This is a genomic window from Streptomyces sp. NPDC007157, assembly GCF_040634235.1.
GTDB lineage: Bacteria > Actinomycetota > Actinomycetes > Streptomycetales > Streptomycetaceae > Streptomyces.
The window spans coordinates 55,753-73,550 of the sequence record NZ_JBEYFE010000040.1 but is presented as its reverse complement, the minus strand read 5'-3'; the positions used below and the strand labels follow the sequence as shown (position 1 = coordinate 73,550).

The 17,798-nt window shown below is 71.9% G+C and carries 12 protein-coding genes, 1 tRNA gene and 1 pseudogene; 7 read left to right on the top strand and 7 right to left on the bottom strand.

Features of this window, described 5'->3' with window-relative positions; all coding sequences use genetic code 11:
• Window positions 1-261 precede the first annotated feature (261 nt).
• A complete protein-coding gene (locus tag ABZ642_RS42885) occupies window positions 262-729 on the bottom strand; it encodes a GatB/YqeY domain-containing protein (protein WP_360495990.1) in 468 nt (155 codons plus the stop codon).
• Between the two features lie 137 nt (window positions 730-866).
• On the opposite strand from ABZ642_RS42885, the gene ABZ642_RS42880 reads away from it, so the two are divergent.
• From ABZ642_RS42880 to ABZ642_RS42870, 3 genes are all read left to right on the top strand, one after another.
• Window positions 867-1,793 carry a metallophosphoesterase gene (locus ABZ642_RS42880; protein ID WP_360495987.1) on the top strand — a complete coding sequence of 309 codons (927 nt, stop codon included), beginning with the start codon at window positions 867-869 and terminating at the stop codon, window positions 1,791-1,793.
• A 69-nt stretch (window positions 1,794-1,862) separates the two neighbouring features.
• Entirely contained in the window at window positions 1,863-2,621 is a 759-nt protein-coding gene (locus ABZ642_RS42875; RefSeq protein ID WP_360495984.1) for a Pr6Pr family membrane protein, read from the top strand.
• 74 nt (window positions 2,622-2,695) lie between these two features.
• A tRNA-Pro gene (locus ABZ642_RS42870) sits at window positions 2,696-2,769 on the top strand.
• 216 nt (window positions 2,770-2,985) lie between these two features.
• Here ABZ642_RS42870 and ABZ642_RS42865 read toward each other — a convergent pair.
• Window positions 2,986-3,363 (bottom strand): hypothetical protein, encoded by a 378-nt coding sequence (locus ABZ642_RS42865; RefSeq protein ID WP_360495981.1) that lies wholly within the window; start codon window positions 3,361-3,363, stop codon window positions 2,986-2,988.
• Between the two features lie 382 nt (window positions 3,364-3,745).
• Here ABZ642_RS42865 and ABZ642_RS42860 point away from each other — a divergent pair, with 382 nt between their 5' ends.
• Window positions 3,746-4,516, top strand: coding sequence for a DUF5707 domain-containing protein (locus ABZ642_RS42860; protein WP_360495978.1), 771 nt, complete (start codon window positions 3,746-3,748; stop codon window positions 4,514-4,516).
• A gap of 949 nt (window positions 4,517-5,465) precedes the next feature.
• Window positions 5,466-5,660 (top strand): hypothetical protein, encoded by a 195-nt coding sequence (locus ABZ642_RS42855; RefSeq protein WP_360495975.1) that lies wholly within the window; start codon window positions 5,466-5,468, stop codon window positions 5,658-5,660.
• Window positions 5,661-5,926: 266 nt separating this feature from the next.
• On the opposite strand, the gene ABZ642_RS42850 is transcribed toward ABZ642_RS42855, so the two are convergent.
• From ABZ642_RS42850 to ABZ642_RS42835, 4 genes and pseudogenes are all read right to left on the bottom strand, one after another.
• Window positions 5,927-7,399 carry a sialidase family protein gene (locus tag ABZ642_RS42850; protein WP_360495972.1) on the bottom strand — a complete coding sequence of 491 codons (1,473 nt, stop codon included), beginning with the start codon at window positions 7,397-7,399 and terminating at the stop codon, window positions 5,927-5,929.
• A gap of 538 nt (window positions 7,400-7,937) precedes the next feature.
• On the bottom strand, window positions 7,938-8,144 hold the full coding sequence (locus ABZ642_RS42845; protein ID WP_360495969.1) for a hypothetical protein: 207 nt from the start codon (window positions 8,142-8,144) through the stop codon (window positions 7,938-7,940).
• 399 nt (window positions 8,145-8,543) lie between these two features.
• Complete coding sequence (locus ABZ642_RS42840; protein ID WP_360495966.1) at window positions 8,544-8,819, bottom strand: hypothetical protein; 276 nt, start codon at window positions 8,817-8,819, stop codon at window positions 8,544-8,546.
• A gap of 346 nt (window positions 8,820-9,165) precedes the next feature.
• Window positions 9,166-9,249, bottom strand: a pseudogene (locus ABZ642_RS42835) (mandelate racemase/muconate lactonizing enzyme family protein); the annotation flags it as partial.
• Between the two features lie 534 nt (window positions 9,250-9,783).
• Here ABZ642_RS42835 and ABZ642_RS42830 point away from each other — a divergent pair.
• Together ABZ642_RS42830 and ABZ642_RS42825 are read left to right on the top strand one after the other, a co-directional pair.
• On the top strand, window positions 9,784-11,670 hold the full coding sequence (locus ABZ642_RS42830; RefSeq protein ID WP_360495963.1) for a hypothetical protein: 1,887 nt from the start codon (window positions 9,784-9,786) through the stop codon (window positions 11,668-11,670).
• A gap of 171 nt (window positions 11,671-11,841) precedes the next feature.
• Window positions 11,842-12,909, top strand: coding sequence for a helix-turn-helix domain-containing protein (locus tag ABZ642_RS42825; protein WP_360495960.1), 1,068 nt, complete (start codon window positions 11,842-11,844; stop codon window positions 12,907-12,909).
• Here ABZ642_RS42825 and ABZ642_RS42820 read toward each other — a convergent pair.
• A complete protein-coding gene (locus tag ABZ642_RS42820) occupies window positions 12,891-17,657 on the bottom strand; it encodes a DNA repair ATPase (protein ID WP_360495957.1) in 4,767 nt (1,588 codons plus the stop codon). The genes ABZ642_RS42825 and ABZ642_RS42820 overlap by 19 nt on opposite strands.
• Window positions 17,658-17,798 lie beyond the last annotated feature (141 nt).

The window sequence follows — 17,798 nt, the reverse complement described above, 5'->3', positions numbered from 1 at the left end:
CCTACGGTGTGCGTCGGGGTCTGCCCGGCCCCCCTCCGTCCCGTCTCTCCGGGGGTCCGGGGGGGGCCGCCCACCCCCCCCCGCGGGCGCCCCCCGCCGTCGTACCGCCCGAAGCGTCCGGTGCCTCCCGGGTACCTCCCCGGTGCAGCCGGACCTCCGGTGCATCCGGATCTCCGGTACAGCCGGTGGGCCTCCGGTGTCAGCCGGTGCGGCCCGGGTACAGCCGGTGCCGCCCCCTGTACAGCCGGTGCGCCCCCGGTGTCAGCCCTGGAGCCGCTTCTTCACCGCGGCGGCGACGCGGCCGCCCTCGGCCAGTCCGGCCACCTTCGGGTTCACGATCTTCATCACGGCGCCCATGGCCCGCGGCCCCTCGGCGCCCGCTGCCTTCGCCTCCTCGACGGCCGCGGCGACGATCCCCGCCAGCTCCTCGTCGCTGAGCTGCTTGGGCAGGTACTCGTCGAGAAGCTCGCCCTCCGCCTTCTCCCGCTCGGCGCTCTCGGCGCGGCCGCCCTGGGCGAAGGCCTCGGCCGCCTCCCGGCGCTTCTTCGCCTCCTTGGCGATCACCTTGAGCACCTCGTCGTCGGAGAGCTCGCGCTTCTCCTTGCCCGCGACCTCCTCCTTGGTGATCGCGGCGAGCGTCAGCCGGAGCGTCGAGGAGCGGAGCTCGTCGCGTGCCTTGATCGCGGAGTTGAGGTCGTCGTGCAGCTTCGACTTGAGCGTGGTGGTCATGGTTGCGATTGTCGCAGGTGCCCCACGCGGACCGCCCACCGTTTTACCCGCCCCTGTTGCCTGCGGCCGGTCCTGAGGCCGCCCCCGGCGGCGGCGGCCGGTCATGAGTCCCGCCGCGCGTCTGACACGATGGTCGTATGCGCGCTCGATACGGAGTACCCCTGGGAATCGCGGCGTTCGGTGCCGCCGGTGTGTTGTACGCGGCCGGCTTCGAGGTCCGTTCGTTCCGCTTGCGCCGGGTGACGGTCCCGGTCCTCCCGCCGGGGATGCGCCCGCTGCGCGTGCTCCAGGTCTCCGACATCCACATGGTGAGCGGGCAGCGCAAGAAGCAGCGCTGGCTGCAGTCGCTGGCGGGCCTGCGCCCGGACTTCGTGATCAACACGGGCGACAACCTGTCCGACCCGGAGGGCATCCCCGAGGTCCTGGACGCGCTCGGGCCCCTGATGGACTTCCCCGGCGCGTACGTCTTCGGCTCCAACGACTACTACGGCCCCAAACCCCGCAACCCCGCCCGCTACCTGCTGGAGAAGACGAGCGGCAGGCACGGCCTCAACGGCAATCCGCCGGTGGTCGGCGCGATCCACCTCCCGTGGGAGGACCTGCGGGACGCGTTCGACGGAGCGGGCTGGCTGAACCTGACGAACACCCGCGGTGTCCTGAAGGTCGAGGGCATCTCGGTGGAGCTGACGGGACTGGACGACCCGCACATCAAGCGGGACCGGTACGTGCAGGTGGCGGGCGGGCCGTCCAGTACGGCGGACTTCTCGATGGGCGTGGTCCACGCCCCGTACCTGCGCGTCCTGGACGCCTTCACGGCCGACGGCTACCCCCTGGTCCTGGCCGGCCACACGCACGGCGGCCAGCTCTGCGTCCCCTTCTACGGCGCCCTCGTCACCAACTGCGACCTGGACGCGGACCGCGTGAAGGGCCTCTCGCGGCACACGGCGGAGGGTCGTACGTCGTACCTCCACGTCTCGGCGGGCTGCGGCACGAACCGCTACACCCCGGTCCGCTTCGCGTGCCCACCGGAGGCGACGCTGCTGACGCTGGTGGGCCGGGAGTAGGTCTCTCCCTTAACCCACTCGGCGTAGAACAAAATGCCGCAGATGCCCCTTTATTCATACTTTGGGGGCATGACGGCTCCCATACCCCGGGACATCCCGGACCTCCCCGCGGTCCCGGGCACGCCCGTGCTGCTGCCCGGCTACGTTCCGGCGACGGCGGTGGTGGCCCCCACCCGCCGCCCCGCGACCGCGGTGTTCCGCCTCCTGACCGCCGCACTGGCGTCGATGGGCGTGGCCCTGGAGCTGCTGCTGGGCAGCCCGGGCCAGATCATGAGCTACTTCGGCATCCAGGCGGCGATACTCCTGGCCCTGGCCAGCCTGGCCTCGGCCCGCCGCGCCTGGCAGGCGTCCCGCCCGCTGCCCTCGTCCCTGACCGGCGCGGCGCTGCTCTACATCGTGATCTCGGGGTTGGTCTACCACCTGCTCCTGGGCCACACCACGCCCCCCTTCTCCATGACGGGCGCGGCACATCCGCCGGTGGCCTGGCACGGCCAGTGGCTGGCCCTGCAACTCCTGTACACGGCGGCACCCGTGGCAGCCCTCGTGGACTGGCTGATCCTCACGCCGCCCGGCCGGCTCCACCTCCGCCAGACGGCGGGCTGGATGCTCTACCCCCTGGCCTACCTGGCGTTCTTCCTGACCCGAGCGGAGCTGTTGCTGCCCGGCACGCCGGGCCGCTACCTCTACCCCTTCCTGGACGCCGAGGAACACGGCTACCGCGGCGCGCTCGCCAACGCCCTCCTCCTGGGCCTCGCCATCTACGCCCTGGCGGTCCTCCTGGTGGCCCTGGACCACACCCGCCCGAACCCGGTCGGCCGCCGCCCGTAAACCGGATTTCGTCTCCGGCCACCGGTGGGCTAAAGTAAACGACGTCGCCGCGACAAGCAGGACAGCAGCGACATCGGGGTGTAGCGCAGCTTGGCAGCGCGCTTCGTTCGGGACGAAGAGGTCGTGGGTTCAAATCCCGCCACCCCGACAGAGAAACACCAGGTCAAGGGCCTGATCCTCACTGAGGATCAGGCCCTTGCTGCGTCCCGGTGATCGTTCGGGGGAAATCCGGGAGGAGATCTTGGTCGGCTTCTCCCAGACGGGTCCACCATCCGTGTCCCGACGTACGTCGCGCCTCGTGGGTCTCTACTGCACGTTCGCGAATCAGAGGTCTCAGAGATTCGCGGTTCAGGCATCAGGCCCGTCAGCGGCCGCGTCTCCAGAGGTGCCGACAGGGGCGTCCGGCAGCAGGAAGCTTTCCGGGTGCTGGCTGATCTCCGTCTCGGGTTGGCGTACCGACGGCAGTTCGATCCCGCTTCCCTTCCATGGCGATCAGGATCTTGCCCAGGTGATCCGTCATCTCGTTGTGCGCTCTGCGGGCGGTCGGGATCCTCACGTGGTGCGCTGCGATCCACTCGGCGACTATCGCCCGATCCTGAAGCACGACGGCGAATCCCGTGGCGTCGAAGACGACCAGGACCTGCGCACCGGCCAGCAGTACGACCGCCAGGTGCTTCCGCCGCACACCACTGGTCACGCCTTGTACGACCAACTCCGCTCCCCCTTGCAGCACGTCAGCCATACCAACGCGGACCGACGGATTGTCCAAAGCTCGAACAGCACCTCACAAGCCCCCGCAGCCCTCCGAATTGGCCCCGCCGCGTAGCCCCTCTTCGCTACGGACCCCCGGATATCCGCGCTGCAATCCGGCGGAAAGATCGGCCGCTGCACGGGAAGCCCGCGCGCGATGGAGATACCGGGCCGCCTCGTCATCGCCCCGCCGACGCGCTGCCCGACATCAACGCCCTCCGCCGACAACTCGCAGCGGCCAAAAGCGGCACTGGTTCTTGCAGCCACGGGAGCGCCCCAGGCCCCGTGCATGACGGCTCGACGGTGTAGGGTTCACCGGCCCTGGGGCATAGGCCACCTGGGCGTCGCCTCCCTCTCGTTCCCTGAGGAAGTCCATGCGCATATCCGCCTTCGGCGCCGCGGTCGGCGCGCTCGCACTCACCGCGGTGGCCGTTCCGGCCGCACACGCGGACGAAACGCCGCCGACCATCCTCAACGTGGCGGTCAACAACGGCCAGGACGTAGTGATCGGCACGACCACCAAGCTGATCACGGCAACGGTCACCGCGAGCGACTCGTCCCGCATCACGAACGGTCCCGTGACGCTGTACCACGGCGGCACCGATATGAACGACGACGAGTTCGATGCCGTTCTCATGCCGACCACCGGCCAGGCCACCTGCTCGGAGGTGAACTACCAGACCTGGAAGTGCAGGATCAGCATCAACGGCAATCCGACGCTGGTTACCAACTCCACGGCCGGTACCTGGCACGTCTACGCGCAGGCCTACGCCAGCAACGGCTCGTACACCACCCTGACGCCCAATCCGGCCATCCGCGTCCTGCGGGCATCCAGGCTGACCGTGAACGCATCACCCGAGCCGGTGAGCAAGGGCAGGACCATCACCGTGGGCGGCAAGCTCTCGCGTGCCTCGTGGCACGACGATCTGCAGTACCACGGGTACGCGAAGCAGCCGGTCAAACTGCAGTTCCGCAAGGCGGGGACCAACACCTACAGCACGGTCAAAACTGTCTACACCAACGTGTACGGCAATCTGAAAACGACGGTCACGGCCTCTGCGGACGGCTACTGGCGTTACTACTTCACCGGCTCGACGACGACCGCGGCGGTCCGGGCAGCCGGCGATTACGTCAACGTGCGATAGGGCGCTATACGCCGCAGACCGCGGGCGGGCCATGCTGAGCGGCATGCCCAGGTCCACCATCAGCACCACTGGTCAGCTGGCCACGTCGAGGAGCCACTGATCTCCGGGTTGACGGTCCCTCAGGCGTGGGTAGGAACGGTCCTGCACGGCTTGGAGGATCCCGAAGGGTTGGGTCGCGCGGCAGGACACACCCGAACCGCGCGACCCGCGACAAGCCCTACGCCGCCTCTCACCGCCGCGGTGTCGGGACTCGCGTCACCGCGCGAAGGCGCACGGACAGCCTACCGACGGGCGCGAGCAGGAACGCGTGAGCTTCGCACCCTCAGGTGAGGTGAGAGGGCGGGGCTCGTGTCGGAGCGCCGTGCAGTGCCTTGCACCGGCATCTGCGCAGGAAGCGGACGTCTTTCTTTGGACCGCCAACGCGGTGAGCCTCCGGGAGTTCCGGCGCCCAACTCGAGGTCAGTTCTAGCTCAACCCGAGCGGCGGCAGGATCGGCTCGAGGGGGTCATGTGGCGGTGACCGCAACACCGCCGAGCGGCTGTCAACCGGGTCGAGGACTGACGCGGCATCGCCGGATCAGCGCCCTCTGCCGGACCGGGGAGGGCGCCTGTACCTGCCCCGGGGACGCCCGCTCCTGGGCTGCTGCCCTGCGGGCCTTCCAAGGGGCCCAGCATCCGGCCACCCTCCGCTACCAAGGGCGCGTCTCCGCAGGTCAACACAGCTCTTAGCATGGGGCCGGTCGCGGACGCCGCCCCCTCCGGAACAACGAAGAGACCGCCCATCCGGCCGGGGTGGTCTCTTCGTTCCAGGGCCTGTCCGACGGGTCGCGTCACCGACCCCGCAACCGACAGCACTGTCACCCGAATGGAGCAACGTGATGTGCCACCCACATGGGTGAAGATCAAGCTGACTAGTGCCCCAACCGAGGCAATCCGTGAAAGGGAACCACATGCGTATTCGACGAATCCTCGCCGCCGTCATCGCCACGGCAGCCCTCGCGGGACTCGGCCTCACAGGCGCCGCCACCGCACAGGGTGCCCCGTCCTACGTCACCCCTTCTCAGTGCAAGCAGGGCGGCGGAATGCCCGATCTGACGGACAACCTCTGCAAGGGCGGTACGCACAACGGGGAGCAGATCGACTGAACCCCACAAGGCGCCCCGCGGCCACGCGCCGCGGGGCGCTCCCCCGCGAGCGCAGCCGAGAGAGTCGCAGGGACTGTGCCGACCCGTCGGGCACGCCAGGTCCGAGTCGGCCCGGAAGCACGCGGCGGGCGGGAGCTCCCGAACGCCGTCGCGCGTGAGCGCAGCGAGCCGCCGAGGTTTGCGCGGCCGTAGGCCGCACCTTCTCCGGCGGAGATCGCGGCGCGGCTCGTAATCGCCGAGGGGCCGGTCGAGGGCGTCCGCGTCGGTCAGCCGGTGCGGAGACTGCTGGTGTACACGTCCGTACGGTTCTGTGGTGCGCCGGAGTGGGTCTCGGTGAGCACCGCCCGTACTCCCTTGCCGTCTGCCACCAGGCCTTGGTAGTCGCCTAGGAAGTAGCCCCCGGCGAACGGCGCCTGCAGCCAGTCGAAGACCCGCGAGATCCGTCGTTCGGTCCGGAGCTTCGGGTTTCCGTGCTGCAGCGTGGCCAGTTGGTAGGCGGTGGGCAGGGTGGTGGTGTTGCCGGGCTCGAGGAAGCGCAGGTCGTAGTAAGTGAGCGCGACCGTGCCCCGCTCGGCGACCGCGATCGACGGTGAGAAGGCCGGAACGCCCTCGGGGCTGATCAGCTCCGGGGTCCCCCAGGTGCGTCCGCCGTCGGTGGACCGCACAAGCTGGACGGAGTCGAATTTTCCACCGGAGAAGTCCGAGCCCTCGTAGGCCATGTACAGCGTGCCTGTCCTGGGGTCGACGGCCGGGCTCGGCAAGGTGGCCGCGGCGCGCAGCAGTTTGGTGGGGTCGTTCGGGTCGACCTCCGGTACGGACGTGTCCCGGGCCACGGTGACCGGGGCGCCCCAGGTCTCTCCGGCGTCGGTCGAGGTGACCACCTCGTAGCGGGCTTCGACGACGGTGCTCAGGTCGTCGGAGTAGGTGATCCGGTCGAAGAAGTCGTACAGGGTGCCGGTGCACCGGTCGGCGACGATCAGATGGCCGATGGTCTGGGTGTTGGGCACGGTGCTGGTGTCGACGAACGGCCGGCCCTTGCTCCAGGTGCGGCCGCCGTCGCGGGTGAGGGAGATGTAGCCGGGACCGTCGAGGGAGCTGGGGCCGGGTGGGTCGTTGTCGAGGCGGTTCCAGACCTGGTAGGCGGTGCCCTTGCGGATCGGGTCGGCGGTGAGTGAGGGCTTGTCGTTGAAAAACGGCTGCTCGTCGACGTGCGTGGTGGTGAGGTTCTGCCAAGTGCGGCCGCCGTCGCGGGACGTGACTGCCAGAAGGGCGCTGCGCGTGCTCTTCGTGAAGTCGACGCCCTCCCCGCCGGCGTAGACCGTGCCGTCCGGTCCGGTGCTCACCCAGGGGTCGGAGGCCCGTTCGTAGTCCGCGCCGCCGGGGGCGCACAGACTGAACGGCAGCGTGCTCCGGTGGAAGGTGTGGCCGTCCGTGGTCCAGCCGGCCGCCAGGCCACGGGCGCCGCCGTCGTTCCAGCGGTCCTGCTGGAACACAGTGACCACGCGCTTGGGGTCGCGCGGATCGACGGACAGGTACGGCTCGACCTCGGTGGCCGGGTAGACGATGCTGTCGGGGGACCTCGCTCCGATGGTGCACTTCGCGTACGGGTCGCCGTGGGACACCTGGACCAGTGGTGTGCCGTCGGGGTTCCGGTCCGCTGCGGCGGGAGTCGCGCCGGTGACCGTGACGAGCAGGAGCGCGGCGGTGGTGACGGCGGTCAGGGGCGGGAAGACGCGCATGCGGGATTTCCTCCGGGCCTGTCGGCCGGGGTACGGGACCGCCGTCATCGGGGCGGCCTGGGGCACGGAGGCGTACCGGAACGCGAGGGTGGGGCGACTCCGCTTGGTCCTTTTCGGCGCTGCGGCCGGTGCCCTTGATGGGCCGAACGACGGAGTCGTCCCTGGGGTCGTCGAGGAGCACGGCGGAGCCGACCGGCGGGTGCACCGTGCCGGTCGGCTCCTTGGTATTGCTGTTATGGCGCCGTCTCGTAGGTCCCCGGAGAGGGCCGTGGGCCGCGTGCCGGTCGGCGATGCCGGCGGGGTCGGCCTTGACTCGGACGGGTTGGAGCGGGATGACCTGCTGGGTCTCTTCCACGGTGGGGATGAGTCAGGGCATCGGCAAAGGGCCACCGCAATGCGGACAGCGGCGCGATCATCGCCCGCGCCAGAAGACGGGTGCGGCGGACCCACCCGACGGTGGACCGGGTGTCGTCACTCCATGGCTACCGCGCCGGGTGCACACCGGCCGGACTGGTTGCCCAGCCGTGCGCCGTCCGGGTCAAGTGATCGCCTGCGTGGTCCCGTCAGGCAGCGTGCAGATGTAGCCGGCGTAGGGGCGTGAACCGATCTGTCCGCCGGCGGCCGTGCAGTCGTCTCTGGAGATGTTCGGAGACGAGGCGGCCCCGGCGCTGACAGCGCCGACGGCGCTCACGCCGGCAAGGGTTGCCGCGGCCAGGGCGAGGCCCAGGATTCTGCGGATGCGCATGACTTCCTCCTCCTCTCAGGCGCCTTCGTTCGGCCTTCGGGAAGGACAAGTCTCAAGACGACGGCGCCCTCTTACTCAGCATGGGCGCTCCGCATGAGGCCCGCGAGGCGAGACGAGGCAAGGCTGGGCGCCGCGCCCGGGCGGTGACTGCCCGGCCCGGAGAGGCATGACGTCACCGACCTCGACTCGACCGGCCGCGTCGGTACGTCGCGTGCGCGCGTCGGTAGGAGCGGGGCGACCTCGATGTCCCGGGCCTTGGCGTCGAGACTGCCCATCGGGGCCGCGTTGTGTCCGGGCAGGCCGGGGGTCGAGGAGGAGACGGACCGTACCTGCCTCCGACCGGTGCCGGCGGGCGGCAGCCGCGCGCGGTGCCGGCAGGCGGCTGCCTCGCGCGGTCCTCTAACGCGGTTCGTGGGCCGCCGCCCGGCAGGCACCGGTCGCGGCGCCGCCCGCCACTCCGGCCCCGGTCAGCCCGGTCACACAACTCTGCAGGTCACCGACCACGCCACGGCTGCAGGCCGCTGTGACGGAGTCGGAAGCGGTGGCACCGGCCAGTTCGGCCATCTTTGTGCAGGCGGGGATGTCCGCCCGGGCCGCGGGAGCGGCGAGGACCGCACCACCGAGGGTGAGGGTCAGGCCGGTGAGGGCACCGGCGATACGGGTCGACGTGCGCATGGGACGTACCTGCCTTCCGGGGTGGTCGCGCGGTCCTGGTCCCGGCGGGCCGGGTCCACGCGGTAAGGCCGCCTGGCGACGCTCGGTGAGTGGTGCCCCGGCCGGCGGGCTCACGGACTGACCGCACGATTCCGCGTCGCATCCGTTGAGCCGCACCGGGACATGGTCGCCAGGCCGAAGGAGAGGGCCCGGACCGGATGAGACGCACTCGGACCTCCACTCGCGGGCCCCTCACTCCAGCGTCGCATCCTCTCCCCCGCCCGTCCTGGGCATCCGGGGAGGCGGCCGGCCTGCGCTTCCCCGTGAGGTGCCGGGCCGCCACTGCGGTGGCACTTCACGGCGAGCGCCGACGGGAGGCCGAGGTGTCGCCGGGGAGGGCGAAGCCCGGCAGGGCCGTGAGGGCGGCGCGGCCTGTGCCGGTCTCCGGTATGTCGGCACACCGCGCTTCCCTCCTTGTCGAGGGAGGGGATGCCGTGGTCCGAGAGCGGGGGAACCCGGCTCGGCTGTGCGTCTGTCTCGTGATCATCTCGGTTTGGGTGTCGACGCCCCCTCGGTGCGTCCGGCGTCGACGGCGGCGGCGCTGTCGCGTTCGAGGCCGTTGGCGACGGACCGCGGGTGGGGCAGGTCCGGTGGCGCGGTGCCGTTCGTATCCCCTGCCGCGTCGTGCCGTCGATGGCGCAGGTCCCGACTACGTACCGGACGCACCGCCCCACTGCGCTGAGCGGACGTCATCGGTTGGCCCTGACACCGGCGGACCGCTCCGGACGGGGTTCTCAACACCCTTGCGTGCAGGGGCAGATGATGCCCTCGGCGGGTTCCGCAAACCCCCTTGCTCCCGTGTCGGGGGCGGGCACTAGAGTTCGACGCGTTGCGTGATGTTCACAGCAACCGTACAAAGAGCGCGGCCGGCCTCCGCATAGCCGGGGCAGCGATGCCGCGCCATTCCCGTGGGGGGAATCCAGCAGTGAGAACACGCTCTTTGGTGTCGGCGGCCGTATCCGCCGCGCTGGGCGCCGCACTCCTCGCGGCGCCCACGCTGGCGTACGCGGCCGACGGCGGCAAGCCCGGTCAGGACCCGGCGACCACCGCGGCCACCGCGGTCACCGCGACCCCGGACCAGACGGCCGATGCGACGCCGGCGGACACGCCTACCAGCGCCCCGTCCGACACTCCTTCGGACACCCCGACCCCGTCCGACCCGCCCACCGGCGAATCGTCGGACACCCCGACCCACGCCGATACGACCCCGTCCGACCCGCCCTCCGGCGACCCGACGCCCGACCCGAGCAGCAGCGCGCCTGCCGACGGCACCGGCGCCCCGGTGTTCGGCGACGTCGGCTCCGACCCTTCCGACGCCGGTTTCCTGACGGTCGCCGTCTCCTCCGACTCTGCGATCACCGAGGTGTCCGCCCAGCTGACCGAGCTGCACGGCGCGGACCCGGCGACCGTCGCGGTCACCGGCTTCACGCTCGTCTCCGGCACGCCCCAGGACGGCGTCTGGCGCTCGCCCCGCATGTCGCAACTGCCCTCGTACGGCGGCTACGACGTGACGGTCAACGCCCTGGACAGCGACGGCGACAGCACCTCGGCGGCGGACACCACCACCGTGGACGTCGAGCCGAAGCCGGTCTTCGCCGACCGCAGCATCAGCCCCGCCGTGCTGGACATGGAGCACACGCACATCACGCTCAGCGGCCGCATCTCGCTCTTCGACCCGATCACCGGCGACACCTCGCCGCTGGCCGGCCAGGCGCTGAGTGTGGTGGCCGAGTACGCCTACAGCGCCGTCACCGCCGCCGACGGCAGCTACGCGATCGACGTGGCTCCGCAGCTGAACGGCGAGAACACCCCGTCCGTGCCGGTCTCGCTCTCCTTCTGGATCGCCAACCCCGACGGCACGAACACCTATGTACTGGTCGACGACAAGACCCTGCCGGTCGTGGTCAGCCCGAGCCGGATTCGGCTGGACCACACCAGCGTCAAGATCAAGTACGGTGCCAAGGCGTCCTCGTCCGGTGTCGTGGAGTACCTGTACGACGGCACCTGGCGCCCGGCCAAGGGCGTCGCGCTCGAGATGAACTACTACGCCAAGGCGACCAGCGGTGCCGACGGGCGCTTCAAGCTCACCTACCCGTACCTGCTGTCCGACGACGGCACGTTCACGGTCGAGACCAGTCAGGACAGCTACCTGGCCAACCCGTATCTGGCCGCCTCGGACGCGCAGTTCAAGGTCGACATCATCAACCGGACGAACCTCTGCTTCTGTTCGAGCTGGCTCGACGAGTACTCCGACCTGCACGTCCAGGGCAGCATGACCGCCAGCAACGGCAAGGTGCCGCCGAACCGGAAGCTCTACCTCCAGCAGTCGGCCGACGGCAAGTCCGGTTGGAAGTCGCTCGGCTGGTTCACCGCGAAGTCCGACGGCACCTTCAACCTCGACGCGTACGTGTCGGTGCCGAAGGGCTACTGGCGGCTGTACTCGGCGGGGTCGTCGGACTACCAGTCCGGCTACTCCAACTCCGTGCACTTCAACCGCACCGCCACCAGGATCGCCGGCTTCAACGCCGGCCCCGAGCCGGTGCGCAAGGGCCACACCGTGACCACCACCGGCACCTTGCAGCGGCTCAGCGGCACGAAGTGGGTGGCGTTCGGCAAGCAGCGCGTCTACATCCTCTTCCAGGCCAAGGGCAAGAAGTCCTGGACGCAGTTGGGCTCCGTCAAGGCCGACTCGCACGGCCGCTTCACGGCCCGCTTCACCGCGAAGCAGGACGGCACCTGGGTCGGGGTCTACCTCGCGTCCGGCTCCTACGTGGACGCCGAGAGCTACCACGACTACGTGGACGTCCGCTGACCAGCCTCTTCTGACGACCACCGCGAAGGGCGCGCCGGGAACCTCCGGGGCGCCCTTCGCCATTGCGGCCGCTCGGCTTACGCGCGCGAAGACGTGACCTCAGGTGTCGTGTGTCCGCGGTGCGGCGTACGCTGGCACGTCGCTGTCGCAGTACGGGGGAGGAAGCGGGAGTTGGCTACGGACAGAGCGGTCTCGGGTGTGTCCGTTTCGTCCGAGGACGGTTCGTGGGGGCGGTTGCTGGAGGACGTGGCCAGGAGCGGACGGCGGCTGCGTCGCACGGAGTTGGACTCGCTGCGCGAGTACGGCGACCGGGCCGCCGAGGAGGGGCGGGGGCTCGCCGAGCTGGTCGACGAGCGGCTGGCCGCGGCCGGCAGGGTCTGGGAGGGGCAGCCGGTGGACGCGGCGTCGATGGCGGCGCTGCGGGCGGCGGTGGCCGCGCTCGCCGCGGGGCACGGCCGGGCTCACCGGGAACGGCTGCGCCGGGAGGAGGCCGGGCGGCGGGAGTTCGTGGCGGACCTGCTGAGCAGCCGCAGCGACCTGGGACGGCTCGCCGAACACGCCGAGCGTTTCGGGCTCAATCTGGCGTGCGCGCATGTCGTCGCGGTGGCCGAGGGCGACGGCTACGACCTGGAGGATCCCCAGGTGCGGGCGCTGGAGCGGCAGTTGCTCGGCCGGTTCGGCGAGCAGGAGGTGCTGCTGGCGGTCAAGCACGGGCGGCTGGTGTGCATCGTGCCCTCCGGCCCTGGCGAGGCCGCGGCGGTCAGGGCGTTCTCGGAGCTGACGCAGGGGCGGCGGGTCGTGGTGGGCCGTCCGCACAGCGGGCCCGGCGGTGTCGTGCGCTCCTACGAGGAGGCGCGGAACGCGTTGGAGCAGGCGGCCCAGCTGGGGCTTGACGGCAAGTTGCTGAACGCGGCCGATCTGCTGGTCCTGCCGGTGCTGTTGCGGGACCGGGAGGCCCTGGAGGATCTGGTGCACGGGGTGTTGGGCCCGTTGCGGAAGGCGCGTGGCGGGGCTCAGCTGCTGCTGGAGACCCTGACCGCCTACGCGGAGTCGCGCTACGTCGCGGCGGAGGCGGCGCGGCGGCTCGGGCTGAGTGTGCGCGCCTTGGCGTACCGCATCGCGCACATCGTCCGGCTCACGGGCTTGGATCCGGACGACGCGCTACAGCGGTACACCCTGGAGACGGCGGTGTTCGGTGCCCGGCTGCTGGGGTGGCCGGATCAGTCGGCGGACCCGTAGGCGGCGCACAGTGCGTGCCAGCGGGTCGTTTGTTCGGGGGTGGACCGGCCGCGGAGTCGGGCCAGTTTGAGCAGATTGGCCTCGGCGGCGCTGCCGAGGCTCCGTGCCTCGGCGAGGTAGTGGTCGTCGAGCAGGGCCTCGACCTCGGTGTCGCTCTGGACGGGGTCGATCCTGGCGGCGAGCTGGGCCATGGTGCGGTAGGAGCCCTGGAGCAGGAACGGCGGTTCGACGCGGTCGGTGTCCTCTTGGGCGGCGGAGGCGATGTAGGCGCTGTTGACGGCCAGGACGGTCCGCTGGACACGGCGCAGCCGGGTGAGAGCCGCCAGCACCCGGTCCAGGTCGTGCACCGGGTGGGCGAGCTGGTCGGCCTGTGCGCCCGGGTCGCCGTCGGCGAGGGCGGCCAGCAGGGCGAGGTCGGCCGGACCGGTTCCGGCGAGGGGCGCCAGCACCGGGTTGGCGGCGAGGGCGTTCTCCAGGAAGGAGAGGGCGAACAGGTCCTGGTGGCCGGTGAGGACCTCGCCGAGGTTCCAGACGTCGGCGCGGTTGGCGAGCATGTCGGGGATCTGGAAGCGCCGCCCGCTCGCGGTGTAGGGGTTTCCCGCGAGGCAGACGGCGAAACGGCGCCCGCGCAAGTCGAAGCTGCGGGCTACGCCGTCGCTGACGGCCTCGACGCGGCGCTGCGCGTCGCACAGCGGGATGAACTTCTGGAGCAGTTCGGCGCGGACGTGCTGGATGTCGTCCACGTGCAGCAGGACGTTGCTGCCCGCCTCCAGGGCGAACACGATCTTCTCGACCTCGCGGCGGGCGGCCGCGTCGGGGGCGCGGTCCGGGTCGAGTGAGGTGGTGCCGGCGCCGAGCGCGGGGCCGTCGACGCGGACCATGAGCAGGCCGAGGCGGTCGGCGACGTATTCCAGCAGGGTGGTCTTGCCGTAGCCGGGCGGGGACAGGAGCAGCAGCAGGCCGCTGCGGTCGGCGGGGCCGGTGGTGTCGAGGGTGCCGAGCTGCTTGGCCAGGTTGTCGCCGACGAGTGGGAGATACACCTGGTCGATGAGCTGGTTGCGGACGAAGCCCGCGAGCGGGCGCGGGCGGTGGTCGTCCAGGCGCAGCCGGGCCCGCTCGGCGACCAGGACGTCCGCGCGCTGTCGCTGGAAGGCCCGGAAGGCCGGGGCTCGCTGCTCGCGGAACACCCGTGCGTGGTGGGGCAGTTCGTCGATGCGTACGGTCAGCCGGCCGTCGCGGACCCGGGGGTGGGTGCCGAGAAGGCCGTCGACGGTCTCGCCGACGGGCGCGGTGACCTCGTAACGCGCCAGGTCGGGCGCGCACAGGTGCGCCACGGCCTCCGGCACGCCCTCGCCATCCGCATGCATGGCCGCGTACGAGCCCAGCCAGGCGCCGGCGAGCTGGTGCCGCGCGGGCAGGTCGGCGCCGAGCGCGCCGAGGTCCGAGGTGAGGGCGGGGGCGGCGGCGGTGTGGCGGAAGCCGTCCAGAAGGGTGCGCGCGGCGACGCCGGTGGCGAATCCCTCGTGCGGGTCGGCGAGTTCCTCCTGGAGGTAGTCGCCCGCCCGTGGAGCCGGCGGCAGTCCGACTGCGGCGGTGAACTCGGCTACCGCGTCGGTGAGTTCGGCCGCCAGCTCGGTGGAGGCAGTCGCCGGCGCGGCGGCGTCGGGGCCGAAGTGGGTGCGAGCCAGCGCCAGGGAGCGGGCGCGGCGCTGCCAGGCGGCCCGCTGGGCGTCGGTCGCGCCGTGGGCCCAGAACAGCTGGGCGGTGGCGCGCACCTCGGCGGGGTGCCGCAACAGACCGGCACCGGCCCGCAGCCGCAGCAGCGCGCCGAGGATGGCCGTGGCGTCGTGGTCGTGGACGCCGCGCTCGTACCCCTCGTCGTAGCCCCGCTCGGCCGCGCGGCGGACCTGGTCGAGCAGCGGTTCACCCGGTTCACCGGTGGCCGCGGCCAGCAGCGAGGCGGCCAGGTACTCGGCGCGGTAGAGCGTCGGGGACTCGCTGACCAGGGGCTGCGTCCAGAACTCGCGGCCGGCCAGCAGCTCGGGGAGGTCGGCGGACCGGCGGTAGCCGGTGCCGGTGACGACGAAGGCCAGCCCGTCGCCGTCCGGCTGGAGGGTGAGTTCCACCGGTTCGCGGCGGACGGCGAAGCGGTGGCGGCCCAGTCGGACGGTGGCGCCGCCGTCCTCGGACAGGTCGGCCCGGTCGCGCAGTTCGCGCAGGGCGGTGCGGACGGCGCCGAGCAGGCCGTCCTCCAGCTCCTGGGCGCGTACCCGGTCGTCGAGGTCGCGCAGTTCCCCGGCGGCGGCACGGATGCGCAGCGCCATCGGGTCGGCGGCCTGTGCGGCGTGGATGTCGGCCGCCGAGCCGAGTCCGGCGAGCCTGCGGCTCAGTGCCTGAAGGGCCCGGCGGGCGGAGGCGGCGGCCCGGTCGGCGCGGGCGGCGGCCTCGTCCAGCAGGGTCTGGCGGCGGGCGGCGAACGCCTGCCGGATCTCCTCCCGGCGCAGGGCCAGGTCGGCGGCGAGGTCCTCGGCCTCGGCGAAGCGGGCCTCCAACGCGTCCACCCGCAGCAGCAGGCGGGCGAGTTGGTCGTCGCAGGCGGCCGGGCGGTCGGCGGCGGACAGGGCGGCGGTCGTCGCCTGGGCGAGCAGCGCCGACTCCGCGGCATGCGCGGCGCGGTGCTCGGCGTCGAGCAGGGCGCGGCGGTGGGTGGTCAGCACCGCTCGGGCCCGGTTGACCGCTGCCAGGACCTCGCCGATGGCCAGCAGCACGGCCGTTCCCGCGCTCGGGTCGGCATCGGCCGCGCCGGTGACCAGGTCGGTGACGGTGGCCAGGGCGTCCGCCTGCTCGGAGAGGCGGTCGGCGAGGCGCGCGGCCTCGGCGGCGGTGGCGATCGAGGTGGCTTCCTCGGCGGCGAGCCGCGCGGCGGCGAGGGGGGCGGCGAAGGCGTCGGGACCGGCGAAGAAGGCGAAGGCGCGTTCGGTCGCCGCCGCGAGCTCGGCGGCCAGGTCCGCCTCGACCCGGTCCAGTGCGGCCGGGTCGAGCTGCGGCAGTTCGCGCAGTGTGCGGGTACGGCCCTGGGCCCGGCGCAGTTCTGAGAGGAGTACGGTCCAGCCGTCCGCGTCGGTGGGCGGTTCGCCGTGGGAACGGCGGACCAGCGCGGCGGCCTCCGCAGCCGCCTGGTCCAGCGCCTGTGCGGCGCGCGCGGCGAGTTGCCGGAGCCTGGCTTGCTCAGCGACCAACTGCTCTGCGGCGGAAGCCAGTTCGGTGAGTGGTGCGAGCAGGCCGGTGTCGGCCAGCCAGTAGTGGCGGTCCGTCGCCTTGGCACAGGCGTCGAGGATCAGCTCCGGGGAGGCCGCCGTCCGGTTCTCCTGTACGGCGGCGGTCGCGCCGCGGACCACGTCGAGGCAGTCGGCGATGCCGGCGACCAGGTCGGCGTTGCCGATCCGCGCCAGCGGGCCGTCCCCGACCGGCTGGGCGGCGGCGTGATCGGCGGACTGGAAAGGAGTCTGCCACAGCTGGAGTTCGTGCGTGCGCACGGGCTCGTGGTCCGCTCTGACCAGGACGAGGGTGCCGTCCGGCAGCAGGGCGTACGCCGCGCCGTGCAGGGCGCTCGCGGCCTCCCGGCGGACGGTGTTCCACGGCAGCAGCAGGACCTGGGCACGGCCCGGCCGGCTCAGGACGTAGAGCAGGTCCTCGCCGTTGGGCGAGGCGAGCACCGCGTCGAAGCGCAGCTCGTCCGCGACGGACCCGTCGGCCGCGGAACCGGCACCCGCACCGCCCGTACCGGACGCGCCGCCCGCGCCGCCCGCCCCGCCGCCGCCGATACGGAAGGCCCGATGGCTCCCGTCCGCCAGTTCGTAGCCGCCGGGGAAGATCAGGCCCTGTTCGGCGGGCAGCAGCCTGGCACCGCGGCCCAGCGAGTCCTGTCGACGTACCGAGCCGGTACGGGTGTTGACGACCAGGTAGCGGTCCGCCGGCTCGTTGTAGGGGCGGATCCGCAGGAGCAGCAGGGGTCCGGTCGCCGCGTAGGCGACCGTGGCGTCGGCCAGACTCTGCAGCGGCTCGTCGACCGCTTCCCGGAACAGCAGCCGGTCGCCGGGGCGCGCCCGGACCGTGAGGCTGCCGCCGGTGGTGGCGACCGAGACCGCGCCCTCGCCGCCTTCGATCAGGATCCTTCCGTCCGCGTGGTACTCGCGTCCGGTCGTCGTCCACGGCAGCTCGGAGGCGGCCGGCTGCGGCAGGTCGCGTTCACCGTGGTTGCCCAGGTACTCGACCCGGTCCGCCCCCGACTGCCAGCTCAGGACCCGCAGATCGCCCTCGTTCTCGCCGGTGCGGAACACGGCGAGCAGCCGCCCCGCCGCCGTACGCCTCAGGTCGGTGAGGCGCGCGTCCCGGTAGTAGCGCAGCAGCTCGGCCAGGTCGCGGTGGAACCGCTCGTCGTCGAGCAGACCGGGGACCTTCTCGTGTTCCAGGGGCGAGCCGTCCAGGGTGTGCAGCGACAGCAGGCCGGCGTCGAGGTCGGGCGCCGAGGTCCCCAGCAGGAGGACGTCGGGCCGTACGGCGACCACACCGCACGCGGTGCCCTCGCCGGCGGTGCGCGGCCGCGCCGAGGCCGCCAGCTCCAGCGTGCGGGAGCCGAACGCCTCCTGCCGCCGGGAGTTCAGCGAGGCGGCCCGTCGGCCGAGTTCCGCGGCGCGGTCGGCGAGCCTTGCCCGCAGGATCTGGTAGGTGCCGTCCTCGACGCCCATGACTGCTTCCCGTTCCCTCTGGCCTGAGCGCTGAACGTGCCGTACTGCGCTGTCGATCGTCTGCGACGCCGTTGTGGCCGGTCACGCCCGCGCGGCGGTAGCCGCACATCAACACGGCCCGGCGCCCCTTGCGGGGCGCCT